At 69.8% G+C, this 24,391-nt stretch carries 15 protein-coding genes and 2 pseudogenes; 7 read left to right on the top strand and 10 right to left on the bottom strand.

The window, feature by feature from the left end; all coding sequences use genetic code 11:
• Positions 1-116: 116 nt before the first annotated feature.
• Positions 117-2,321: an ATP-binding protein gene (locus IEZ04_RS28715; RefSeq protein ID WP_189219902.1), complete on the bottom strand. Its 2,205-nt coding sequence runs from the start codon at positions 2,319-2,321 to the stop codon at positions 117-119.
• A gap of 723 nt (positions 2,322-3,044) precedes the next feature.
• On the opposite strand from IEZ04_RS28715, the gene IEZ04_RS28710 reads away from it, so the two are divergent.
• Positions 3,045-5,804 carry an nSTAND1 domain-containing NTPase gene (locus tag IEZ04_RS28710; RefSeq protein WP_189219901.1) on the top strand — a complete coding sequence of 920 codons (2,760 nt, stop codon included), beginning with the start codon at positions 3,045-3,047 and terminating at the stop codon, positions 5,802-5,804.
• Positions 5,805-6,025: 221 nt separating this feature from the next.
• On the opposite strand, the pseudogene IEZ04_RS36275 reads toward IEZ04_RS28710, so the two are convergent.
• From IEZ04_RS36275 to IEZ04_RS28685, 5 genes and pseudogenes are all read right to left on the bottom strand, one after another.
• Positions 6,026-7,702, bottom strand: a pseudogene (locus IEZ04_RS36275) (caspase, EACC1-associated type); the annotation flags it as partial.
• Between the two features lie 113 nt (positions 7,703-7,815).
• On the bottom strand, positions 7,816-8,241 hold the full coding sequence (locus tag IEZ04_RS28700) for an effector-associated constant component EACC1 (protein WP_189219900.1): 426 nt from the start codon (positions 8,239-8,241) through the stop codon (positions 7,816-7,818).
• A gap of 270 nt (positions 8,242-8,511) precedes the next feature.
• Positions 8,512-11,136 carry a tetratricopeptide repeat protein gene (locus tag IEZ04_RS28695; protein WP_189219899.1) on the bottom strand — a complete coding sequence of 875 codons (2,625 nt, stop codon included), beginning with the start codon at positions 11,134-11,136 and terminating at the stop codon, positions 8,512-8,514.
• Positions 11,137-11,219: 83 nt separating this feature from the next.
• Entirely contained in the window at positions 11,220-11,648 is a 429-nt protein-coding gene (locus IEZ04_RS28690) for a hypothetical protein (RefSeq protein WP_189219898.1), read from the bottom strand.
• 321 nt (positions 11,649-11,969) lie between these two features.
• Complete coding sequence (locus IEZ04_RS28685; protein ID WP_189219897.1) at positions 11,970-12,158, bottom strand: hypothetical protein; 189 nt, start codon at positions 12,156-12,158, stop codon at positions 11,970-11,972.
• A 930-nt stretch (positions 12,159-13,088) separates the two neighbouring features.
• Between IEZ04_RS28685 and IEZ04_RS28680 the strand changes: the two genes are divergently transcribed.
• From IEZ04_RS28680 to IEZ04_RS28665, 4 genes are all read left to right on the top strand, one after another.
• On the top strand, positions 13,089-14,315 hold the full coding sequence (locus IEZ04_RS28680; protein ID WP_189219896.1) for a lactonase family protein: 1,227 nt from the start codon (positions 13,089-13,091) through the stop codon (positions 14,313-14,315).
• Positions 14,316-14,346: 31 nt separating this feature from the next.
• Positions 14,347-15,321 (top strand): diiron oxygenase, encoded by a 975-nt coding sequence (locus IEZ04_RS28675; protein WP_189219895.1) that lies wholly within the window; start codon positions 14,347-14,349, stop codon positions 15,319-15,321.
• Positions 15,322-15,513: 192 nt separating this feature from the next.
• Positions 15,514-16,416, top strand: a complete 903-nt coding sequence (locus IEZ04_RS28670; protein WP_229821332.1) for a PDR/VanB family oxidoreductase — start codon at positions 15,514-15,516, stop codon at positions 16,414-16,416.
• 59 nt (positions 16,417-16,475) lie between these two features.
• Positions 16,476-17,177 (top strand): glutamine amidotransferase, encoded by a 702-nt coding sequence (locus tag IEZ04_RS28665; RefSeq protein WP_189219893.1) that lies wholly within the window; start codon positions 16,476-16,478, stop codon positions 17,175-17,177.
• Between the two features lie 75 nt (positions 17,178-17,252).
• Here IEZ04_RS28665 and IEZ04_RS28660 read toward each other — a convergent pair whose 3' ends face one another.
• Positions 17,253-17,546 (bottom strand): Dabb family protein, encoded by a 294-nt coding sequence (locus IEZ04_RS28660; RefSeq protein ID WP_189219892.1) that lies wholly within the window; start codon positions 17,544-17,546, stop codon positions 17,253-17,255.
• Between the two features lie 59 nt (positions 17,547-17,605).
• Positions 17,606-18,019, bottom strand: a pseudogene (locus tag IEZ04_RS35215) (SDR family oxidoreductase); the annotation flags it as partial.
• A 443-nt stretch (positions 18,020-18,462) separates the two neighbouring features.
• Here IEZ04_RS35215 and xynA point away from each other — a divergent pair.
• Both xynA and IEZ04_RS28645 read left to right on the top strand, forming a co-directional pair.
• Positions 18,463-19,431: an endo-1,4-beta-xylanase XynA gene (xynA, locus tag IEZ04_RS28650; RefSeq protein ID WP_189219890.1), complete on the top strand. Its 969-nt coding sequence runs from the start codon at positions 18,463-18,465 to the stop codon at positions 19,429-19,431.
• A 31-nt stretch (positions 19,432-19,462) separates the two neighbouring features.
• A complete protein-coding gene (locus tag IEZ04_RS28645; protein ID WP_189219889.1) occupies positions 19,463-20,443 on the top strand; it encodes a polysaccharide deacetylase family protein in 981 nt (326 codons plus the stop codon).
• Positions 20,444-20,737: 294 nt separating this feature from the next.
• Here the strand turns inward: IEZ04_RS28645 and IEZ04_RS28640 are convergent, their stop codons facing one another.
• Positions 20,738-21,703, bottom strand: a complete 966-nt coding sequence (locus tag IEZ04_RS28640; RefSeq protein ID WP_189219888.1) for a glycoside hydrolase family 6 protein — start codon at positions 21,701-21,703, stop codon at positions 20,738-20,740.
• 2,010 nt (positions 21,704-23,713) lie between these two features.
• Entirely contained in the window at positions 23,714-23,932 is a 219-nt protein-coding gene (locus IEZ04_RS28635; RefSeq protein ID WP_189219887.1) for an EF-hand domain-containing protein, read from the bottom strand.
• Positions 23,933-24,391 lie beyond the last annotated feature (459 nt).

The raw sequence follows: 24,391 nt of genomic DNA, 5'->3' as shown, positions 1-24,391 counted from the left end.
CGCGCGCCGGACGGCATCGCCGATCTCCTCGCCCCGGAGCCGGATCGGACCGGACCGGAGCCGGATCGGACCGGATCGGATCGGACCGGACCGGACCGGACCGGACCGGGATCGTGTCAGCGTGGACGGGCCAGGGCTCGCCATCGTGCTGCGAGGGCCTCGCCGTCGGGCACGCCGAGTTCTGTGTGCAGCTGCAAGGCGTTCTCCCAATGCCGACGGGCCCGGTGGAAGTCGCCCGTGGTGTGATGGGCGACGGCGATGCCCTGGTGCGCGCGAGCCTGTTCGTACCGTTCCCCGATCCGCTCGGCGACGGCCAGCGCGTCGGTGTGCCGGGCGCCGGCCTGCACGGCCCGGCCACTTGCCTGGAGGGCTTCGCCCAAGCCGTTGAGCGCCTCGGTCTCCGTGGTCCGGTGACCGATCTGCCGGGCGTAGTCCAGACTCCGGCGGTGGCACTCCACAGCCTGCTGGTAGTGCCCCTGCCGGCAGTGGGCAAGGCCCAGGTTGGTCAGCGTACAGGCCATGCCGAACGGGTTGCCCAGACGCTCGAAGAGGTCCAGAGCCCTGTGCTGGTACTCCAGGGCCTGCCGGCCGTCCTCCTGCCGCAGGCAGGCCAGGCCCAGGGCCGTCCACCCATATGCCTGGCCCCGCCGCTCACCCAGCTGTTCGAAGAGGCGGAGGGCCTCGCGGCAGTGTTCCGCGGCTCGCCGGCACTTTCCCTGCCGCATATGGACCAGGCCCAGGCTGAGCAGGGCAAAGGCCTCGCCGGTACGGTCGCCGGCCTGCCGGAACCGGTCCAGGGCCAACCGGTGGTGCGCACGGGCGTCCGGGTAGGAGCCACGGCGCCAGTGGACGAAGCCCAGGCTGGTCAGTGCGTAGGCCTCGCTGTGGGGGTCGCCGCTGGTGCAGGCGGCCCGGCGGGCATGGGTGTGAAGGGTCAGGGACTCGGTGTAGTGCCCGCTGGCGAGCAGGAAACCGAACAGTACGGCGGCCAGGCGCGCGGCATGTTCCCGCCAGCCGTGGCCGGCGGTGTGGGCGCAGACGGTGACCAGGTTGGCGCGCTCGGCGTTCAGCCAGGCCCGCGCCGTGTCCGGGTCACCGACCGGCGGGGCGGGTGCGACCTGTCGGAACCGGAAGGGCCGGGGGCGCCGGTCCACCGCGGGGAGGCCGAGGGTGGCGGTGGCGGTGGTGGCGGTGGCCAGGTAGTGGTCGAACAGGCGGGTCAGCGCGGCGTGCCGGTCGGGTTCCGGGTCGGTGGCGGCGGCCAGTTCGGCGCCGTAGGCGCGCAGCAGGTCGTGCATCGTGTACCGGTCCGGACCGGTGGGCTGCACGAGGTGGGCGCGGGCCAGCCGGTCCAGCAGCCGCCGTGCCGTGCCGACGGGGGTGCCGGTGAGGGCGGCAGCTGCGTAGGGGTCCCAGTCGGCGCCGGGGTGCAGCGCCAGCGAGCGGAAGGCACGGGCCGCGTGGGCGGGGAGGCGCTGGCAGGACCAGGAGATCACCGCCCGGACACCGGCGCTCGTGTCCGCGTCACCGTCCAGGAGATCCAGTCGTCGTCGCCGGTCGGCCAGTTCGGCGGCCAGGACGGTCGGGCTGTGGTGGGGGCGGGCGACGGCCAGCTCGGCGACCAGCCGTAACGCCAGGGGCATCCGTCCGCACAACTCCGCCAGTGTGGCCACGGCCTGGTGTTCCACCTGTTCCTGAGGGCCGATCAGCCGCCGCAGCAGGGTGCGGGCATCGGCGGCGGGCAGCGTGTCCAGGACGAGACGGTGGGCGCCGTGCCGGGCGACCAGGCCGGGCAGGGCGTCGCGGCTGGTCACCAGCGTCACGCAGGCCGGGGTACCGGGCAGTAGCGGCCGCACCTGTTCGGCGGTGGCCGCGTTGTCCAGAACGATCAGCATGCGCCGTCCGGCCAGTTCGCTGCGGTAGCGTGCGGAACGGTCGTCCACGTCCAGGGGAATGTCCGGTCCGCGCAAGCCGAGTGCGGCCAGCAGGTGGGCCAGTGCCTCGCCCGCGGTCATGGGCTGTTCGGGGTCGTAGCCGCGCAGGTTCACGTACAGCTGGCCGTCGGGGAAGGCCGCGCGGGTCCGGTGGGCCCAGTGCACCGCCAGCGCGGTCTTGCCCACTCCCGGGGCACCGGAGAGCAGACCGATCACCGCCGCCGTGGAGGTCCTGTCCGGCGTCGCCAGCCGGTGGAGCCACTCCACCTGCCGCTCGCGGCCGGTGAAGCCGGCGACGTCACCGGGCAGCGAACACGGCGCCGGTGCCGGGTGTTTCCCGTCAGGTCCCGCCAGGCCGGACCTGTCGCTCAGCGCTGCTCGGATCACGTTCCCACCTCCCGGCCGGGCTCGGGGCCCGGTTCGTCCGCCGGCAGCGCCCGGGCCCGGCGGTGGATCGTCAGCGCTTCGACCCGCCGCTCCGACCGGCACGGCGCCGGCCGTCATGGGGCGCGCAGCCGCTCTCCCGACGGTTGCGCGCTCACCGGCCCGGCCGGCTCGCCCACCGCCGCGTGCCTGCCCGGTCGCAGATCGGCTCTCGGCCGCTCCGCGGGCACTCCCGCCCCTGCCGCGCGCATCAGCTTCTCCCCTGGTGCCGACCGGTCCACGTGCGACGACAGCACCACCGGCACCATCCGCTGCCGCGCCGGCCGCACGTCCCCGGCTCCGCTTCGTCCCGGACGGCGCTGCGCGACCTCACGATCGCAGGGTGTCCGCGACGCTGCGCTTCGAGGTGCTCGCCCTCCCGCGGGCGCGGTGACTGCCGGCTGCGGGGCGAAGTGCTGTACCCAGTGCAGCGTCCGGGGCGTTGATTGGCAGCCCTGGTCCGCCCCGCCGATCGGGAACAGCGGCCCAGGGCAGGAGGACGTGTGCGAAGGTGCGGAATCCCGGATTGACGGGCAACCCCGTTGCCCGCACCGATCAACCGGTGGGAGGTGCGGGCGGACGGGCCGCAGCGCCGCGGTCTGCCCGCGCGCACTGCTCCTTCCTGGCTGCGGGCCGGCTGTCTAGTCTGGCGGGTAAAGGCATGCCACGCCTCGGAAGAAGGCGATCATGGCACGTCAGGAGAAGCCGCTGGATCCGGACGCCGGGCCGGTGCAGGAGTTCGCTCATGCGCTACGGGTCGTGCGCAGGCAGGCGGGGCAGCCGACCTACCGGGTCATGGCCCAGCGGGCCGGGTACTCGCCGAGCACCTTGTCCGAGGCCGCTGCCGGGGAACGGCTGCCGTCACTGGCCGTCACCCTCGCCTACGTGACCGCCTGCGGCGCCGACCCCGGCGAGTGGGAAGAGCGCTGGCGGGTCACGGCCGCCGTGGTCGCCGCCCGCCTGGCTCCGGAGGACGCGGCGGGAGCGCCTTACCGGGGCCTGGCCCGCTACGAGCCCGCCGACGCCGCCCTGTTCTTCGGCCGCGACGAACTCGTCGGCGACCTGCTGCACACGGTCGGCCGGGAACCGTTCACCGCCCTGGCCGGCCCGTCGGGCAGCGGCAAGTCCTCGCTGCTGCGGGCAGGTCTGCTGCCCGCCCTGCAACACGGGAACGCCACGCGGCTGCGCCTGGCCGCTCTGCGCATCCTCGCGCCCGGCCCGCACCCGGCCCGCACCCACGCCACCGCGCTGGTCGCGAAGGACGACACCACCGGGGACACCGTGGTCGTCGTCGACCAGTTCGAAGAGCTGTTCACCCTGTGCACCGACCCGGCCGAACGCACCGAGTTCCTCGGCCGGCTGCTGGCCGCACGCGAACCCGGCAGCCGTCTGCGGGTGGTCATCGCGGTCCGCGCCGACTTCCTCGGCCGCTGCGCCGAACACGCGCCCCTGGCCACCGCACTGCGCGGCACCCTGCTGCTGGTGGGACCGATGAGCCGCGATGAACTGCGCCAGGCCATCGTGGGACCGGCCCAGGCGGCCGGACTCATCGTGGAGCGGTCACTGACCGCCCGGCTGCTGGCCGAGACCGACGGCCGGCCCGGCGGGCTGCCGCTGATGTCCCACGCACTGCTGGAGACCTGGCGCCGCCGCCAGGGCCGCAGGCTGACGGAAGCCGCCTACGAGGCGGCCGGCGGGCTGCACGGTGCCATCGCCCGCACCGCCGAGGACTGCTACACCGGCCTGACCCCCGCTCAGGCCGTCCAGGCCCGCTCCCTGCTGCTCCGTCTGATCACCCCCGGCGACGGCACCCCCGACACCCGCCGCCCCGCGCCCCGCACCGAACTGGACTTCGGCGACCGGTCCGACACCGCCGCCGTTCTCGAGCACCTCACCCGTGCCCGCCTGATCACCTGCGACGACACCACCGTCGACCTCGCCCACGAGGCCCTGATCACCGCCTGGCCCCGCCTGAGCGCCTGGCTCGACACCGAGCGCGACCGGCTGCGCATCCACCGCCACCTCACCGAGGCCGCCACAGCGTGGCACGACCTGGAGCACGACCCCGGCGCGCTCTATCGCGGCACCCGGCTCGACGCTGCCGAGGAGGCCTTTCCCGCCACGGCCCGCCCGGACGACCTGACCCCGCTGGAGAACACCTTCCTGACCGCCAGCACCGCCGCCCGCGACCGCGAGCGGCGGGCGGCGCGGGCGGCGGCCCGCCGCCTCCGCCGGTTCGCCGTCACCGTCTCCCTCCTGCTGGCCGTGGCACTGACCGCGGGCGCGATCGCCTGGAAACAGCAGCGGGAGACCGTCGCCGCACAGCGGACCAACCTGTCCTGGCGACTCGCCGCCCAGTCCAAAGAGCTCATGCGCAACAACCCGGACCTGGCCTCCCTGCTGGCCCTGCATGCCTACCAGGCGTACGCGACCGACGAGGCCGTCGACAGTCTGCGTGTTGCTGCCGCCCTGCCTCACAAGCGTCTTCTGACCGAAGACCGCTACGCCGGGTTCCGCGTGGCGTTGAGCCCGGACGGCCACACCATGGCCACCGACGTGTCGAAGGGTCCGGTCCGTCTGTGGGACGTGACCACCAGGAAGGCACTCACGGCCCTCCCCGGCACCGGCGACGTGTGGTCGGTGACCTTCGGACCCGACGGCACCCTCGCCACCGCCGACCAGAAGGGCCCGGTCCGCCTATGGGACGTGACCACCAGGAAGAAACTCACCACCCTCCCCGACACCGACGACGTGTGGTCGGTGACCTTCGGACCCGACGGCACCCTCGCCACCATCGACCTGAAGGGTCCGGTCCGCCTATGGGACGTGACCACCAGGAAGAAACTCACCACCCTCCCCGACACCGACGACGTGTGGTCGGTGACCTTCGGACCCGACGGCACCCTCGCCACCATCGACCAGGAGGGCCCGGTCCGCCTATGGGACGTGACCACCAGGAAGAAACTCACCACCCTCCCCGACACCGACGACGTGTATTCGATGACCTTCGCCCCCGACGGCACCCTCGCCACCGCCGACCAGGAAGGCTCGGTCCACCTGTGGAACGTACGTGCTCGGAGAGAACTGGCTTCCCTGCCCGATGACGACACAGTCGAAGTGGCGTCCAGCCCGGACGGCCGTACTCTGGCCGCCGGGAACGACGACGGCCAGATACGGCTGTACGACACGGGCACCCGGAGGCTGCGCGCCACCCTGACCGGCACCGGTTCCATCACGTCGATGGTGTTCGGTCCGGCCGGTCCGGCCGGCAAGATCCTGGTGGCGGGCAGCATGGACGACGTTCAGGTCTGGGACACCGATGTACCCACCGAGCCGCACGAGGCGGTCCGCACGATCTGTCGTGCCGTGCACCGGGAGCTCACCCGGGAGGAACGCTCCTCGTATCTTCCGGGGCAGCCGGCCCACCACCCCTGCCCCGGACGGTGATCCCACCGAGCCGGCCCCCTGTGGACGTACTCCCCCAGCCGCCGACGGCGCCCGGCCGCCGGGCATGACACGGGGGACACGCGTCCGGGGAGGCCCCTCCCTCCATCCGTGGGCAGGCCGCCCCCGTCTGCGGCACACCCGGCACCACACGTACCGGACGTAGGCAACGACATCGGTGGTGCGGCGGCCGACGACGCCGCGACGGAGAGCGAGGCCAGGTACTTCCCGTCGGGGGAGAAGGCCACCGTGGCCACACTGTCGCGATGGCCGGTGAGCGTGGCGGTTACCTTGTGAGTGTCGAGGTCCCACAGCCGGACGGTCCGGTCGTCGCCCGCGGTCGCCAGGACGCGCCCCTGTGGGGCGAAGGCCACGTCCCGTACTCCATTGCCCTGCGATCCGGCGCCGTGTCCTTCGAGCACGGCTTCGGACTGCCACCTCGGAGTGCTCCGGATCCTGACGGTGCGGTCGGCGCCGGCGGAGGCGAGGGTCCGGCCGTCGGGACTGAAGGCCACCGCGTTGACAGAGCCGTGGTGTCCCTTCAGAACGGCGACGGTACGGCGTGCGGTGGGCTCCCACAGCCGTACGCCGCCGTCGGCACCGGCGGAGGCGAGCATTGTGCCGTCCGGTGAGCAGACGACCGCGTTGACTGTGCCCGTGTGCCCCTCGGCGGTCCCGGCGAACAGATTGGACTGCTGGCTGAGGAGCGCACTGCGCGCTTCCGCGGTCAGGAACTGGTGGTACGCCTCCAGCGCGAGCAGCATCTGTGCGTCGGGGTGCTGCGTGGCCAGCGAACTGGCCTTGAAGGCCAGGGCCCGCGACAGGGCGACGTGCTGCCCCAGCAGGGCCTTCTGCCGCTGTTGCAGGGCCACGCCCCCCGCGCCCAGCGCCACGAGGAGGATGACGCTGAGCGCGACGATCAGCACCCGCAGGCGACGGGTGCGTTTCCGCTCGGTGCGCAGTTCGCCGGTCTCCAGGGCGGAGGCGGCGTCCAGGAACGCTCTCTGCACCGTTGTGAGGCGCCGTTGGCCGGCGGCGTCGGCCGCCCAGTCACGCGAGACGCCCAGTCGGCTTCCGCGATACAACAGGGAAGGGGCCCGGTGCTGGCGGTCCCAGGCGTCCGCGTCGGCGGCGAGCCGCTGATGGGTGCGGAGGCCGATGCGGTCGGCGTTGTCACCGGGACCGAAGGAGGCCAGCCCCGGGTACGGGCATACGGTCGGCTCCGGCCGTGCGGCGCGGGTCGTGGACGGGGGGTCGGCCGGGGGCCGGTAGGCGGGATTCGAAGCGAGGACGAGGTCCTGCGCCCATTCGGTGGCCCGGTGGCACGGCCGCGGACAGCCGCGTGCGGGCAGCGCGTGATAGAGGTAGCGGTACGCGTCGTGCAGGGTGAGCTCGGCCGGCCCCGACGGATCACCGCGCACGAGCAGGTTGATCAGTTCCCCGGTGAACGCCGTGTGCGGCGCGCCGCGCGGGGCGAGAGCCGACGCATCGCGGGCCGCCGCGGTGAGGACGTACCCACCGTGGATCCGGGCGATCCCCGCGGTGTCGCCGACGTCATCGTCTCCCAGCGTTCCCACGGCACGGCCCGAGAAGCAGCAGTCCAGGACGACGACCACGGTCCGTGCCCGGCTGGAGAGCAGACAGTCGCGCACCGCGGCGTAGGCCAGGGAGGTGTGCGCCAGGCGGTTGGGGCGGGGGTCGGTCACCTGCGTGGCCAGGTGGAGTTCTCCGCTGGGACTGACCAGTCCGTGCCCGACGTAGTAGCCGAGCAATGCCTGTTCCGCCCGCTCGGACTGCTCGGCCAGGGCGAGAACCCAACTCGGTGGGGTGGGCCGGGTCGCACACGAGCCGCAGGGGACGTTCGGCCAGCCCGCATCGCTCGACGAGGGTCTGTCCCGGATCCGCGAGTGAACTCGCCACCGCGGGTACGTCAGGCATTCCGCGGGACGCCGTGTACCTGCCGGTGCCGATCAGCAGCGCGCGGGTGCCGGGCGAGGCCAGCCCGATCGCCGCATCACGGCTCGGATCCCATGGTGGTGCCGCCATGTTCGCTACTCGCGCCACTGGTGTCCGTGCCGAGCGCAGTGAGCCGGCCGATCAATGACTGCAGGGTGTCGGGGTCGGCCCCACGAACCCGCGTGGCTGTCAGTTCGACACTCCGCCCGTCCTCGGTGGATGCCTTGCACCGGACAGTGGCGGTGCGCTGACGGAGCCAGGTGACGACTGTCGTCGCCAGTACGGTCGCCCCGGCGGGGCCCAGGGCGATGACGAGCTCTTGGGCGGCCGTGCCGAGCTTGCCGGGGGCAGGCACCTGCCCGGCCATGTCCACGCGGCCGCGCAGTTCGCTCTCCGCTGTCAACCAGACGTACAGCGAGCGCAGTTCGTCCTGGGATCGCGGCCCGGTCAGCGTGATGCGCAGAATGGAGGAGCCTGCTTCCACACTGCGAACATACTCAGCGGCTGCTCCGGTTGAACAGACGAAGCCCGATAATGTGGGCAAGTGTGCCACCAGGTGGCGTCCGCAGGTGCGTTTTGGCGCACTACCCACGGCCAATGGAGTACGCAGGGCAAGCGCCGTTGCCAGGCGTCGTGCGGTCGGCGATGGCGGTGGCCCTCATCGTGTTCTGTTTCCTCTCGCCCGACACGAAAGCCCGGTCCGCTCGCCGCCTTCGACGGGCGCGATGTCGGTGACCTGCTCCGTGTCCTCCGCCTAAAGGCGCGCCAGGTACTCAGCGGCGGAACTGGTCCCGGCGGCTCCGATACGCCGGTAGATGTCGACGGCCTGACGTAGCTCCCGCACGGCGGCCGCGCGGTCGCCGGTCCGGACCAGGCAGCGTGCCGACCCTTCCAGGGCGCGGGCCTCTTCCAGGGGATTGTGTATTCCCCGGGCCAGCTGCAGGGCTCGCTGATGTCGCGCACGTCCTTCCCGTGCCTTCCCGCACTCGGCGAGAAGCGTTCCCAGGCTGTTCATCACCTCGGCCTCGCCGAGCGGGCTGCCGAGGTCCTGGTAGAGAGTCCGGGCTCGCTGCAGGAGATCGGACGCCTCGACGTGATGGCCCGTCAGGCGGCGCACCACGCCGAGCCGGTGCAGCGCGTTGGCCTGACCGAGCCGGTCACCGAGGCTTCGGTACAGGCCTCGCGCCTGCTCCAGGAGATCGGACGCCTCCTCATAGTCGCCGGTCAGGCGGCGTACGACACCGAGTTCGTTGAGGGTGCTTGCCTGGCCGAGCCGGCTGCCGACTTCCCGGCACAGGCACAGGGCCTGCTCTACCAGTGCGGATGCGCCTTCGTAGTCGCCCGTCAGGTAGCGCACCACCCCGAGCCGGTTCAGGGTGTTGGCCTGACCGAGCGGGCTGCCCAGACCCTGATAGAGGTCCTGGGCCTGTTGCAGGAGATCGGACGCCTCCGCGTAGTCGCCCATCAGGTACCGCACGACCCCGAGCCGGTTGAGTGTGCAGGCCTGGCCGAGCCGGTCGCCGATGTCCCAGTACAGGTTCCGGGCCTGCTGCAGGAGATCGGACGCCTGCGTGTAAGTGCCCATCAGGTACCGCACGACCCCGAGCTCGTTGAGGGCGTTGGCCTGGCCGAGCCGGTCACCGAGGTCCTGGTACAGGTCCCGGGCACGCTGCTGAAGATCGGACGCCTGCACGTAGTCGCAGGTCAGGCGGCACACGGCGCCGAGTTCGTTGAGGGCGTTGGCCTGGCCGAGCCGGTCACCGAGGTCCTGGTAGAGATCCCGGCCCCGCCGCAGGTATGCGGACGCCTCGACGTAGTCGTCGGTCAGGTACCGCACGACCCCGAGCTCGTTGAGGGCGTTGGCCTGCCCGAGCCGGTCACCGAGGTCCTGGTACAGGTCCCGCGCACGTTGCAGGACGGCGTACGCCTCCTTGTAGTCGTCGGTCAGGCGACGCGTGACACCGAGGTCATGGAGCGCGTTGGCGAGGCTCTGGCGGTCGCGCTGGTGGTAAGCGGTGCCGGCGGCGTGTTGGTGGAGGGTGGCGGCCTGAGGCCATGGTCCTTCCCGTCGGAGGAAGGAGGCCATGGCCTCGGTCAGGTGGATGCTGCGGGTGGCTCGGTCGGGGGCCGGGGCGTCGAGGCAGGCGAAGAGGTTGGCGCGTTCGATGCGCATCCACCTCAGGGCATCCGCCCAGGTGGCGAGGGGCGGTGAGGCCACTGGCGCGGGGGTGGGAGGAGGATCGTGGCGGGGGGTGATCCGAAGGCGGCGATCAGCGGTCTGGGCGGTGTGCAGGTAGTAGTCCAGAAGTCGGGCAAGGGCCTGGGCGCGGTCGTCGGCGGGGTCGGTGTCGGCGGTGAGGGTGCGTGCGTAGGCGCGCAGGAGGTCGTGGGGCTGGTAGCGGTTGGGGGCGGTTTCTTCGAGGAGGTGGTGGGTGAAGAGGGCTTCCAGGCTGTGGCGGGTCTCGGGGAGGGACGTGTTGTTGAGGGCGGCTGCGGCATAGGTGTCGATGTCGGGGCCGGGGTGCATACCGATGCGGCGGAACAGGAGTTGCTGGCCGGAGGTGAGGTCCTGGTAGGAGAGGGTGAAGGCGGTGTAGATCGCGCGATCGCCGCTGCCGTCGAACTCGCCCAGGCGGTCCTGGGCGGCGGCGAACTCGACGGTGAACTCGGCAATGGGCCACTTGCGTCTGTGGCAGAGGCGTCCGGCGAGCAGGGTGATGGCCAGCGGCAGGTACCCGCACAGCCGCACCGCCTCGTCCACCGCGTCCTTCTCGCCGCCGATCGGAGTGCGGTGGGCCAGGCGGGTGAAGAGGTCGGCGGCGGCGCCGGGTTCAAGGGGGTCCAGGGACAGGGGGTGGGCGCCGTCCAGGGCAATCAGGCGGGCGCGGCTGGTGACCAAGGTCAGGCAGCCCGGGTTGCTGGGCAGGAGCGGAGCGATCTGGGCGTGCCCGGCCGCGTCGTCGAGGACCAGCAGCGCTCTCTTGTCGGTGAGCCGGTCGCGCCACAGAGCGGAGCGTCCTTCCAGGGTCGCGGGAAGGTTGCGGGGGTCGATGCCCAGTTCGGTCAGCAGCACAGCCAGGACGTCGACGGGGTCGGCGGGAGTCTGGCCGGGGGTGTGGGCGTGCAGGTTGTGGAAGAACTGCCCGTCCGGGAAGCGCTCGGTGAGCCGGTGTGCGGCGTGGGTGACCAGGGCTGTCTTACCGATGCCGGGCATCCCGTCCACGGTGTAGATGTTCACCACCCGCCCCGGCGCCGCCGCGGCCAGCAGCTGTTCCAGTTCGTATTCCCGGCCGGTGAAACTGACGATGTCCGGTGGCAGGCCGTGCGTGACCACTGGGCGGTCAGGGGCCGGAGCCTCCACCACGGTGCTCTGGTGCACATCCCTTCCGGCCGTCAGCGATGTCCCACCGTCCTGCCGCAGGTTCTGCTGCACACGCGCGACCGGCGGCTCGCCCGGGGCGGTCAGGCTTTTGGGAGCGAGGCGTTGCCTTGGTGGCAGTCGCGCCCGACCTGGGTGCCGGAGCCGCCCTTGACGGTCTGATGCTGGATGACGGAGTAGATCCGATCGCGCTCCTCAAAAGCGAGGGCTGGAGCGAGCCGGTCGTCCAGCAGCCGTCGCAGTTCATCGGCCGCGTGCGGATCCTGTTGCAGCAGCTCCTGCAGCCGTACTCGCCACCATCCCTGCAGGGCCTGCTCGGTGTCGGCATCCTCGGCCTCGCGGGCACGGAGAACCTGCCCGTGCAGCGCGTCCAGATCGCGGCCGACTTCCTCGGCCCGCTCCGGACGCACCCGTCGCCACAATGCGACCACGCCGTCCCGGGCCTGCTTCCACGCGTCGGTCGCCATGGCTCCCACCAGCGCCGACCCCGCGGCCATCGTCAATGGATCCATCCTTCTCCCCCAACAGCCGTGGCCAGGAAAGGCCACTTCCAGCCTTGCGCTCGCCGCCTTAGACGGGCCATCGGCCGCACGGCATCGAACAGATATCGAACAGCCTGGTCACTACAGCTGCTCGGGTCCGGTCGCCGCCGAGGCCTTGTGCTGCCGATGCACGATCCAGCCATGATTCACCTGTGTTGCAGCAGGCCGTCATCCGGCCGGCGAAAGGTGTCGACCAGACGGCTGATCCCGGTTGTCGGGTGTCGAGGTGCTGCCCGGGGTCAGGCGGCCTTCGAGGTCTCGTCGAGGCGGCGCGCTCAGCGCGGACCCGCGTCAGCAGCTGCTCGTCGCGCAGGCGCCGGGCCGGCTCCGGCCGCCCGAGAGCACCGATGCGGCCTCCGGGATGCCGCCGGCCCGCCGCAGCCCGGCGGCCTCCTCGCGGATCCGGGCGAGTTCCTGCTTCCCGGCCGTGCCGGGCCGGCCGGGCCGGTCGCCCTGGCCGGCCCGGCCTGGCGGAGCCACTGCCGCAGGATCTCCTCGTGGATGCCGGATCCCGGGCGACCGCCTTGTTCACAACCCAGTACACGCCTTGAGCGACGAGCAGCCGCTGGCAGGCTCCGTTCCCGCTGACCGTCGGATGGACGTCCTCATGCGCGCAGTCCTCGTCTCCGGCCAGTAGGTCCGGCCGGAGGAGCGCAGTCGCTCTACGGCGGCCGGGCCATGCCGCTTCGGCTCGCGAGACCATGTGCTGCCGTGTACGGCCCGGCTGCTGTCTGCGGCAGCCCGCCGCGCCCGTCCGAGGCGGAGCACCGGTACGCCGCTCTCAGCGGTCACCGGTACCGATTCGTCCGGACGCGGACACGTCGTCGGCCGCCTCCTTCGCCGCCGTCTTGACGTGCACACCGGTGGCGTACCCGGCCGTCCGTGGCGGCGTCGGCACGGTACGGAAGGCAACCAGCGGCCCCGCACAGCTACCTCGGGAAACGGAACTTCCCGATTGCTTCTCTGTGCATTCCAGCTATCTCCAACCAGGCGCGAGAAGCATCGACAATCAACTACCGACTGATTACATGTACATGCGTCGCGCTGTTCCTCGCGATGACCGAATGAGGGGGGATGCTGTTAGCCTGGGGTTCGTCGCTAAGGCCAACGGGGGAGGCGAAGCGACCATGATTCACATGCCTGGCGCCACGATTCCGCGCCACTGTGCACCTTCGAGATATCTGTAAGACAGGTGCACCTCAGAAGTCCACGGACGACTTCCTGCCGTGCGCACTGCGCCGGCATTTTCCCGCGCACGTTCCGTTTACTCGGCGCGCCAGATCCCGAACGACGGTCATGGGGTTCTCTGTCAACCGCAGCGGCACAGCCGTTCAGCGCATTTCAGCGCCTGTTGCGTTCGCGTATTCACACGCCCATCGCACATCCACGTCGAACGAGGAGAGCAAGAGGATGCATATTCTCACCGGAGTGAACATGAAGTCCAAGGAGCTCGTCCTGGTCAATGCCGACGAGGACAAGCTGGTCAAGGTGCCGCTCGAGGACATCGAAGGCTGGCAGCCGGCCAGCCCTCAGCACACGTGGATCGCCGACGACGAGGAGACGGTGTACATCGCAACGGACGCTGTTCCGCCCTTCGACGCGTCCATCGTCGTCCTGCGTGTGAACGACATCAACTGGGATGCGGGAGCCGCCGACGTGGAGCTGCGGCAGAACGTCCCGCTGGACCCGACCGGTACGCCGTCCGACATGCCGAACCTCATGCAGACGACCCCGGACCAGCCGATCATGCCGTGGACGAGGCCTCTCTACACGCAGACGCACGGCCCGACATTCCTGCCGCGTTCGAGGTTCACCTACGTCACGCACTACACGGACGATCGCGTGCGCGGATTCAGGATCGACCATGACGGCAAGCTCAAACAGCGGGTTCTGTATTCGAGGCGCGAATTGACCAGGCAGACCCACGGGGTGAACTTCAACAGGAAGGGCACCGTCGGACTGGGCGTCGGGTATGACTACGACATCGCTGAGGTGCGTGTCTACCGGCCCGACCGGCACACCGGGACGGTCAAGGCGACACATGCGATCGCGTTGGGCACGGAGACCGAGTACGGCGCATTCGCGCACTATGCGGCATGGATCGACAACCGCTTCGCCTATGTCGGGGCCATGCAGGCCGGGTCCACGTCACGGACCCCTCCAGGTGCCACGGTCGTCGGGCCGAGCGTCTGGCTGATCGACACCCGGCTGGACACCGCCGAACGCGTCATCGGTCCCACGGGCACACCGGACGGAGCGGGCATGTACAGGCCCCCCTCGGATCTGGCGATCGCGAAGGGCAAATTGTACGTGGCGGAAGAGGATTCATGGGGTGGGCGAACGGAAGATCCCTTCGACTACGGACGGGACGGCTACATCTCCATCTGGAACATCTACGACCGCGACAGGCCCTCTTTCATCAAACGACTGCGTCCTGGCCGCGAACTGCCGACCGGCTTCCGCAACGCCCACACCGCCACGGCCATGTACGAGGAGGATTCCGTGTTCATCTCCAGCTTCGTCAGTGACCACCTCATCCGGATCGACACCAGCACGGACACAGTGGCCAAAGTCTACGACGCCGATGACGGGCTGAGCATGTTCCACGGGGAGTTCGCCGCCGGGCGAACTCGCTGACCGCAGGCGACCGGACGAAGGAATCGAACCGATGACGACGGACGACGGCGGCCCGGTGTCCCGGGCCGAGGACCGTTCCCTGTCCCAGACCAAGCTCATACTTGATCGGCTCGCCGACAGTTGGCCCAGGCGGGCTTATGTCAAGAAACAAGAACTCGAGCCCTTCTTCGAATCGGACAAGGAGGATTTCCTGGAACACCTTCTCCCGTTCAGACAACATCCGCAGTACCAGTCGTGCTCGCCCGACATGCGGTCCCGCGTTCTGAGCTGCGGCTGGCTGATGTACAACGCAAAAACTGTGCAGATCGAGACGGAGATCGTGAACCCGGCCTGCCTCGACATCATCGGAGGAGCGATGCCCGGCCTACGTGCGGCCGCCTCACAGAAAGCGGTCTGCGAGACGATGGTGGATGAGGTGTACCACGTGCACCTCGTCGAGCAGGCGAGTCGGCTGACGCGCAGTCGTCGAGGGCTGGACGACGTGGTGGTTCCACAGTTCAACCTGGTCCGGCGGATGCGGGAACGCCAGCGCGATCTCAGCGATCCGTGGCAGAGGCGCATGATTCAGTTCGCCACAGCGGTGGTCTCGGAGATATTCATCAGCGACTACCTGCATCTGCTCAGCGAGAGCGACGAGATCCAGTCCTTCAACCGCATGACCGTGGCGGCACACCGCCACGACGAGATGGCGCACAGTCCGCTCTTCAGGTCTCTGGCTCACCTCTTCTCCCACGAGCTGACGGTTGACCAGCGCGCCGTCTTCGCCGGCATGCTGCCCGAACCAGTGCTCTGGTTCGCGGACCGTGAGCTGGACGTCTGGCTGTTGCTTCTGCGGCAGATCGGATTCCCTCAGGCTGACGAGATGATACGCGAATGCAAAATGTCGGGTACTGCCGACCTGGCGTCGCTTGACTCTTCGGGAGTCGTCTCACTGGCGGAGGAGATCGGCCTCCTGGACTCCGCCGCGGCCCACGACAGCTTCGCCCGGCAGGGCCTGATCCCCTGACCTGACCGAGTAGGGCCGGTACGCGACCATGAGAGCGCATCGGCCGACTCGCACCCGAGAAATGAACGACCGCGAAGCAGGCAGAAGATGGCTAATCACCATGCGAGTCCGTCAGCCCCGAGGGTGCCCGAACCTCACCACGAACACACCCTTGTCCTTCGCGTGAGCGAACGGACAAGAGTCGCGGACGGTGTGGTCGCCCTCACCCTGGTCGATCCGTCGGGGCGAGAACTGCCCAGCTGGACACCGGGGGCCCACATCGATCTCATCCTGCCGGGGGGCGACCTGGTACGGCAGTACTCGCTCTGCGGGAGTCCGGCCGATCGGTACGCGTGGCGCATTGCCGTCCTGTTCGAGCCGGGCGGTCGTGGCGGGTCCCGCCTCGTGCACCAGGCACTCGGAGTCGGGGTGACCGTGCGGGCCAGAGGCCCGCGCAACCATTTCCCGCTGGCGCCTTCCGACCGCTGTCTCTTCATCGCGGGCGGTATAGGCATCACGCCGCTTCTGCCGATGGTGGCCTCGGCCGAGGCCGACGGCCGGAACTGGGAGTTGCTCTACGGCGGGCGGTCGCGGGCGTCCATGGCCTTCCTCGACGAGCTGACGGGCTACGGTGACCGGGTGCGGGTCCATCCGCAGGACGAAGCGGGGCTGCTGCCGCTGGCGAAGGCACTGGGCACACCGCGCCTGGACTGCCTGGTGTACTGCTGCGGGCCCGAGCCCCTGATCGGCGCTGTCGAGAGTCACTGCGTCAGGTGGCCGGCCGGCAGCCTGCGCACGGAGCGCTTCGGGGCCCGACCGGTGACAGCCGATGAGGCGAACCACGTCACGACCTTCGAGGTGGTGTGCCGGCGCTCGGACACGACCCTGACGGTCCCACCGCACGAGTCGATCCTCGATGTGGCTGATCGGGCGGGCGTGGTGACGCTTTCGGCCTGTCGCGAAGGCTTCTGCGGGACGTGCGAGACAAACGTCATCGAAGGAGCTCCCGAGCATCGGGACTCGTTGCTCACCGAGCAGCAGAGGGCGTCCGGATCCAGCATGCTGATCTGCGTCTCCCGGGCCCGCGGCGGCTCCCGGCTCGTGCTGGACCTCTGAGCAGAGGGCACTACCGGTCGAAGAGATCCGATGCACCATCCGTTCCCGAGGACGAGGCGATGACAGAAGCTGTGGCGATCCGACACGTCGCTTTCGAGGACCTGGGCTCCTTCGAGCAGGTGTTGCAGGAACGAGGCATCGACGTCACGTACGTGGATGCCGGTCAGGGGCGACTGCTGGAACAGGTCGAACGGCGCTCCCCCCGGTTGCTCACCATTCTCGGCGGGCCGGTAAGAGCATGTGAGACAGCGGAGTACCCCTTCCTGAAGGAGGAGTTGGCCCTGATCGACATGCGTCTGTCCCGTGCGGAACCCCTGCTGGGAATCTGCCTGGGTGCGCAGTTGATCGCTGCTGCGCTGGGCGCCAGGGTCTATCCGGCCGAGAGCAAGGAGATCGGCTGGGGGACGGTCGAACTGTCCGGAACAGGGGCCGCATCCCCTCTCGCCGAGTTGACCACACCGGTACTGCACTGGCACGGCGACACTTTCGATCTACCGACGGGGGCCTCCCGTCTCGCTTCCACACCAGTGTGCGGGAACCAGGCCTTCGCTGTCGGGCGCTCTGCCCTGGGACTGCAGTTCCATGCGGAAGTTCTCGGTGCCGCCGTCGAATCCTGGCTGATCGGCCATGCCTTTGAGATAGCGCAGTCTCCGGGGGTGTCCGTGGAGGAGATCCGGGCGGATACGCGACAGCACGCGAGCTCGCTCGAGAGCCAGGGCAGGAGGTTCTTCAACCGCTGGCTGGACGACGTACTGTCGTGAACGGCCCACCGGCGCGTCCGCGGCGGAGGGCGGAAGGACGCCGTACGAGCTGTCGCCCAGCGCCTCCGGTGTCGGCTACAGCTCGAAGTCCGTCACCACCCAGGTGGAGAACTGCCGCCACTGGTCCACGCCGCGCACGTGGACCGGGTGGTGGGGGTACGACGCCACGGCGCTCCCGTTCTCGAAGGTGCCGATGACGGCGTAGTCGTACGCCATGTCCCGGTCGGCGAAGTCCCGGCCGCACCCGCACTCCAGGATCCCGGGAATCGCTTCCGGAAGGACACGGACGTCCCTGTCCGCTTCGAGGAATCGTGGGTCGTCATGGCGCACCCCGTCATGGAACTTGAACAGGACCACGTGGCAGATCATCGTTCCTCCCTCGCGGAGTCATCGATGCGGGGTCACCCGGGCACGGTCGCGGGTCGGTGTCAGAAGCCGCGCAGACCGCCACCGTCCACCGGGACCGTGACGCCCGTCAGGTAGGAGGCGGCAGGGGGCAACAGGATCGCGGCCACCTTCCCGAACTCCTCCAGAGTGCCGTACCGCCGCAACGGGATGTCCGCGGAGTCGCGCGCACGGGCGGCCTCCACGTCACCGGTGCGGGCATCGATCTCGAGCGCCCTGTCGGTGGCGATGCGGTACGGGAGGAGGCCCACCGCCCTGATGCCACGCGGACCCACCTCGTTCGCCAGGGACTTGGCGAATGCGGCCGGGCCGGGGCGGAGGCCGTTGGACAGGGTGAGGCCGGGTACCGGCTCGTGCGCGGAATCGGAGAGGACGAGGGCGGTCACCCCTCCCTCGGGGAGTTGTCCGGCCGCCTTCCGGGCCAGCCGTACCGTACCCGTTGATCCGCCGTACCCGACCGAGACGGTCCGGCGGCGTTCTCTCGCTGCTCGCCCACCGCGGGGGCACCCAGGACCACCGTCAGGTCGGCCGCCGTGGCATTCGGCCGACCGGGTCGAAGACGACCCGCACCGCACGTTCCTCGGACGCAGAGGCGTGCTCTGAGACCACTCCGTACACGCTTCGAACCTGCTTCGAAACTTTCGACATCGCGAGTCGGTCCACCCGTTCACAAGGCGGCAGCGCGCTTCGAAGCAAGATTCAGGTCGGCGATGCAGGTCATCTGACCTGGCCTGCAGCCTCAACGGGACTGCTACTCGGCAGCCGCAAGTTTCGACATGTATACCGAAACTATTGACACTTGACGAGGCCACGCCAACACTGTTCGCCATTCGCGTCCCGCGCCTACCCGCACCCCTCTCCCGCAGGAGGAAGCACGGAGATGAACGCGTTGAGTCACAGAAGTCTCCAACACGGCTGGGCCGTCGTGCTCGCTGCCGTGATCACACTGCTGCTCCCGTCGGCCGCCCACGCCGACACGGTCGTCACCACGAACCAGACCGGAACACACGAGGGCTACTACTACTCGTTCTGGACCGACGCACCCAACACGGTGTCCATGAACCTGAGTTCCGGCGGCAACTACAGCACCTCCTGGCGCAACACCGGCAACTTCGTCGCCGGCAAGGGCTGGAGCACCGGCAGCCGCAGGACCGTGACCTACTCGGGCACCTTCAACCCGTCCGGCAACGCCTACCTGACGCTCTACGGGTGGACGTCGAACCCGCTCGTCGAGTACTACATCGTCGACAACTGGGGCACCTACCGGCCCACGGGAACGTTCATGGGCACCGTCAACAGTGACGGCGGTACGTACGACATCTACAGGACGACGCGGTACAACGCCCCGTCCGTGGAGGGCACGCGCACCTTCGACCAGTACTGGAGCGTCCGGCAGTCGAAGCGGACCGGCGGAACCATCACCACCGGCAACCACTTCGACGCCTGGTCCCGCGCCGGAATGCGCATGGGCTCCTTCAACTACTACATGATCATGGCGACCGAGGGTTACCAGAGCAGCGGCAGTTCCAACATCACGGTGGGCGGCACCGGTTCGGGCGGCGGCGGGGGCGGGGGCGGCGGCACCGGGTGCTCCGCGACCCTCTCCGCGGGCGAGCAGTGGAGCGACCGCTACAACCTCAACGTCTCCGTCAGCGGCTCCAGCAACTGGACCGTCACCATGAACATCCCCTCCCCCGCCAAGGTCCTCTCCACCTGGAACACCAGCGCCACCTACCCCAACTCCCAGACCCTCACCGCCAGGCCCAACGGCAACGGCAACAACTTCGGTGTCACCATCCAGCACAACGGCAACCGGACCTGGCCGACCGTCTCCTGCAGTACGAGCTGACCCTCACGGAGCCGCACAGGAGGACACCCGCATGCGCATCACACCATCCCTGTCCCTGCGCACCCTGATCACGGGAATCGCCGCCGGCACATTGGCCGTGACGGGCACCGCCGCCGTCGATGCGGCCCCGGCACAGGCTGCCGCCGCCTGCAACGGTTACGTCGGGCTCACCTTCGACGACGGACCGTCCGGCAGCACCCCGGCCCTGCTCAACGCGCTCAAGCAGAACGGGCTGCGGGCCACGATGTTCAACCAGGGCCAGTACGCCGCCGCCAACCCCGGTCAGGTCAAGGCCCAGGTCGACGCCGGCATGTGGATCGGCAACCACAGCTACACCCATCCGCACATGACCCAGCTGAGCCAGTCGCAGATGGACTCCGAGGTGTCCCGGACCCAGCAGGCCATCGCCAACGCGGGCGGCGGGACACCCAGACTCTTCCGCCCCCCGTACGGAGAGAGCAACGCGACCCTGCGTTCGGTCGAGGCCAAGTACGGTCTGACCGAGGTCATGTGGGACATCGACTCACAGGACTGGAACAACGCGAGCACCGACGCGATCGTGCAGGCCGCCGCACGGCTCACCGACGGCCAGGTCATCCTCATGCACGACTGGCCGGCCAACACACTCGCCGCGATCCCGCGCATCGCGCAGGGGCTGGCCGCCCGCGGTCTGTGTTCCGGCATGATCTCCCCCCGAACCGGCCGCGCGGTGGCCCCCGACGGGGGCGGCGGCGACAGTGGCGGCACCGGGTGCTCCGCGACCCTCTCCGCGGGCCAGCAGTGGAGCGACCGCTACAACCTCAACGTCTCCGTCAGCGGCTCCAGCAACTGGACCGTCACCATGAACATCCCCTCCCCCGCCAAGGTCCTCTCCACCTGGAACACCAGCGCCACCTACCCCAACTCCCAGACCCTCACCGCCAGGCCCAACGGCAACGGCAACAACTTCGGTGTCACCATCCAGCACAACGGCAACCGGACCTGGCCGACCGTCTCCTGCAGTACGAGCTGACGGTCACCGGCCCCGCACGGCGGCCGGCCCGGCTGACAGGCGGGCGAGGACGACCGAGCCGGACGCCATGGCGCGCCCGGCTCGGTCGTCACGCGGTTGACGAGAGCCTTCCTCGTCACCGAGCGCCGCCCGGTCCACCGCGCCTACGTACGCCGCGTCATGCAGGCAGTACCGGCCGCCCCGCCCCCTGCCGATCTTTTGGGCTCGATGTCGCGAACGGTGGCGGACCGGTGGGCGGACGGTGCCCGTGACCCGGTACGGCGCGTGGAGGCACCGGGCCACGGGAGCCCTGGATCAGTAGCCGTAGATCATCTTGTAGGCGACCTCGGGGAGGAACTGTCCGGCCGTGGAGCCGGCTCCGGAGCCGCAGTTGCCGTCGGACTCGCCCGGCGTTTTGATCCACAGGAGCATCTCGGCGCCTCCGCCCAGCCGGGTGGGCGTGCCGATGCGGCGGCCCGAGGGGTTGCACCACTGGCCGTTGGAGCCGTTGCCGTTACGGCTGGTGTCCACGACGTACGGCTTGGTGTAGCCGTAACGGGCGCTGAGTTCGCTGTTGACGGCGTTGCCGTAGGCGGTGTTCTCGCCGGTGGTGAAGTAGTTGGAGATGTTGAGCGAGAAGCCGTGGGCCTGTCGGAGGCCGGCTTCGTGCAGGCGCTGGGCCATGGTTGCCGGACTCGCCCAGCCCGGGTTGCCGGCATCGAGGTAGACCCAGGTGTTGGGGGCCTGGCGGTTGAACTCGGTCAGGGCGCCGGTCAGCATGTTCTCGCGTTCGTCGATCTGCGCCTGGGTCATGCAGCCGTAGTCCCCGAGAGAGTCCGGTTCGAGGAGCACGACCGCCGGGCGGTTGCCGATGCCGCCGGCGAACTGGGCGATCCAGTTCGCGTAGGCGGACGGGGAGGCGGCTCCGCCCGCGGAATGGCCACCGCAGTAGTCGCGGTTGTAGATGTTGTACGCGACGAGAACGGGCAGCTTGTCCACGTGGTCCGCCGCCCCCACGTACGCGCCGGTGGCGGAGCCGATGGTGCCGCTCCAGGAGCCGAACCAGCGGGCCATCGGTGTGTTCGCGATGGACGCGTTGACCGCGGGCGCCCGGCCGTCGCCGGGGTTGGCGGTGACCCACCGCTTCGGACTCGAGTCGGGATCCACGTAGAACCCGTTGGTCATGGTGGTGGGGTCGGCCGCGTGGGCGGACGGTGCGAGGGCGAGCGCCAGCGGCAGGGCGGCGAGCGCTGCCACGATGGCGTGAAGTCTGCGGCGCATGACTGTACCTCGATCTCTGGCAGGGATGCGCCGCACACTCTCGTCCCGAGCGTGCGACGCGCTGAGGAAGTGCGGTGGCACGACGACCGGGCGCTCGCAGCGCCGGTCATCATGTGTGGAGACGGTCTGAGCCTCGAGCCTCCTTTCCTCCATGACTGAGCAGGAGCGTCCGTGCTCCCGTCCGGTCGTGACCCGCACGGACCATCTCGCCGTGTCGCCGTGGCCGGTGTGCCGTGTCCGGGAACCGGCGGGGACGGTCACGTTGTCCGACCTGGCGAGGGGGGAGCTCCCGAAGGTGGCCGAAGGCGTACGTGCCGGCGCCGAGTGTCCGGCTCGCCCGCGGTCGGACCCGGCCGACGCAGACGGGTGCGCTCGCTTGCCCGTTGGCCGCACCAGCGGTGTTCCGGTTACCGCTCGTGGTCAGCGCGCGGATCGTCACCACCCGCGTCGCGGCGCCGTCGGGCTCGGCCCCGGTGCAAACGGAGGAGTCACGCGGCGGCGCCAGACCGGTTCGGTCACCTCCTCGCGTCCCGGGGTGACCGAGCCGGAGTGCGGTGACGGCGATGGGGACCGGGACCGGTGGCGACGGCGGACGCCAAGGGGCATGTCTTCTGACGCGAACATGACACATTAATGCGTACATGACACACCGCAAAACTCGTCCTCCTTGTGCGGCCGGACCACCGAGTCGGAGCACCCCGCGCCGCCACAAGCGCCACGGCGGCGGCGGGTGCCGTGCCGACGCGCGGTGCTGCAGGACGCCCCGCTCGTTCGTACGACGCCGACGCCGAGCGACCAGTGCGCTCATATTCGAAGTACCGAACACCGGTCGACTCATCGGGTTCTCTGGATGATATGAAGCCGACGGGAACCGTCAACACCTCTCGCAAGAATCGGCATACTCATCGAAAGATTTCGCCGCATCGGCCCTCTCGACTCGCGCCACCAGGATGAACGGCCGGGCCGGAGGCCATTGGCATCCTCTCGAAAGTTCTTCTGTCGTCCATGCCGACCCGGTCCTCGGAGGGCGACGAAAAGCCGACCATCTTCCCCGCACGTCGTGATCGCGACATGCTCCGTCCCCTCGCCGCTCCTTGCACCGGCCCCTGATTCACGACCAGTCACCGACAGATGGCCAGAAGCCGGCTGGGTGGGCGGGTCCGGAAGAAGGCATGCACCTGTCGCCGGCGGCCAGGCCCGTATCGCCCTGGGGCGCTCGCCGCCCGCACGGCGAACTGCGCCGCCCCGGGCACAGAGGCAAGTGCCGCCACGGTACGGCGCGTCCTCCGTACCCCGGTTCTCGGCTCCGCACCGTGTCGGCATCCCGTGCGCCGAGAGGGGGCCGGCTTCCTCGGAGCCCAGGCCGCTTCCTAGGGCGCCTCCCGTTGAGCATCCTCAGCGTGACCTCCGACGGTGTGCCGTAGGCAGCGTGAGAGCGAAGGCCGCGACGGACAGGGCCGGCGCGCCGTTGGGTAGAGGCGCTCGACGCCTCAACCCGACGACGCAGAAGCCCGGTTGATGCCGACCTACCGGTTCGCGACGCGGCCCTTCGCATGGCTGACCCCGCTGTGCAGATACACCACAGCAAAGAACACCGAGGTACTCATCCTGCGCCACGGGGTCGCGGTGCTGCTGGTTGTCGTCAGCGCGCGGACCGGACGGGCATATGGGTCGGAGGCGCTGACGAGGAGGCCGGAGGGCAGTTGGGCACGCTTGCCCAGAGCTGGGGCGGCGGGAGGTGATTGTGTATCCAGGAGTCAGCCGCCGACGATACGGTCGTGGTCGCGCGAGGGCTGCTCGATCCGCAGGAGCCCCCAGGCGGCCTCAGCCTCGCCTCATGAGACCTGTCGCCCCCTGCCGGGTGGCCCGGCGAGTGCCCGGACGGGCCCTGCGAGCCGTGACTCCGGGCATGCGCTCGGCTGTCGGCGGCATGAGCAGATCGGCCGGGACACCCGGGGCACACGGAGCGGCACGGCCGGGCCGACACACACGCCTGCAGAGTCGGCGAAGTCAGCGATTCATGGCTGCCCAGAACTCCTCGAAGGACATCCGGCTGTCACCGTCGACGTCCAGCGAATCGATCAGTTCCCGGGCCTCGGACTCGGTGATCTCGGAGCCCTCCAGCTCCGCCACGACCTTCCGGTACTCGTCCGCGGTGACCAGGCCGTCCCCGTCCACGTCGTAGCGTTCGAAGACCTTGCGCGCCGCCGTCTCCACTATGTCCGCCATGTCCGTCGTCCTTCCACACGTGTCGCTGACGGCGTCACCCTATCCGTCCCTATGGAAGCAAGCGGGCGCTGCCCCTGGTCCGCGGACGGCCGCCCATGGCCCGGGAGGTCTTCGCGGGCCGACTACGGGGAACATCACCCGGTTTCTCCCCCAGCGTCGCCGGCCCGCCCCCCGGAACACGGGCAGAAGCGCGTTCGTTCGGCCACGTCTCCCATGGACGGACGCCTGCAGAAGCCGTCGGACAACGGCTCGCACACGGCGAACCCCGTCGACTCGGACACCGAATCAGCGCCGCCACGGACCGACGTACCCCGCGCGCCGCTCCCGCAGGGCTGCTCAACACCTCAAGAGCTACGCACGGGGGCTCGCCCTGTGGCGACCCTTTTGGAAGCGGCGAGCGCAGGTGTGGGAGGCAACCGGCGGCGGCCGAGTTCGACACGCTCGTGGTGTGGAAGCAAG

It is taken from the genome of Streptomyces ruber, assembly GCF_014648075.1.
Classification (GTDB): domain Bacteria; phylum Actinomycetota; class Actinomycetes; order Streptomycetales; family Streptomycetaceae; genus Streptomyces; species Streptomyces ruber.
Note: the sequence above shows the minus strand (reverse complement) of the source record. Positions and strands in the feature narration are given on the sequence as shown.

Excerpts from the sequence above, each read along its gene's own strand:
- IEZ04_RS28675 (WP_189219895.1), top strand. The coding sequence starts at position 14,347 with ATGACGACGGACGACGGCGGCCCGGTGTCCCGGGCCGAGGACCGTTCC.
- IEZ04_RS28635 (WP_189219887.1), bottom strand. The coding sequence starts at position 23,932 with ATGGCGGACATAGTGGAGACGGCGGCGCGCAAGGTCTTCGAACGCTAC.
- IEZ04_RS28645 (WP_189219889.1), top strand. The coding sequence starts at position 19,463 with ATGCGCATCACACCATCCCTGTCCCTGCGCACCCTGATCACGGGAATC.
- IEZ04_RS28690 (WP_189219898.1), bottom strand. The coding sequence starts at position 11,648 with ATGGATCCATTGACGATGGCCGCGGGGTCGGCGCTGGTGGGAGCCATG.
- IEZ04_RS28680 (WP_189219896.1), top strand. The coding sequence starts at position 13,089 with ATGCATATTCTCACCGGAGTGAACATGAAGTCCAAGGAGCTCGTCCTG.
- IEZ04_RS28710 (WP_189219901.1), top strand. The coding sequence starts at position 3,045 with ATGGCACGTCAGGAGAAGCCGCTGGATCCGGACGCCGGGCCGGTGCAG.
- xynA (WP_189219890.1), top strand. The coding sequence starts at position 18,463 with ATGAACGCGTTGAGTCACAGAAGTCTCCAACACGGCTGGGCCGTCGTG.
- IEZ04_RS28660 (WP_189219892.1), bottom strand. The coding sequence starts at position 17,546 with ATGATCTGCCACGTGGTCCTGTTCAAGTTCCATGACGGGGTGCGCCAT.
- IEZ04_RS28665 (WP_189219893.1), top strand. The coding sequence starts at position 16,476 with ATGACAGAAGCTGTGGCGATCCGACACGTCGCTTTCGAGGACCTGGGC.
- IEZ04_RS28640 (WP_189219888.1), bottom strand. The coding sequence starts at position 21,703 with ATGCGCCGCAGACTTCACGCCATCGTGGCAGCGCTCGCCGCCCTGCCG.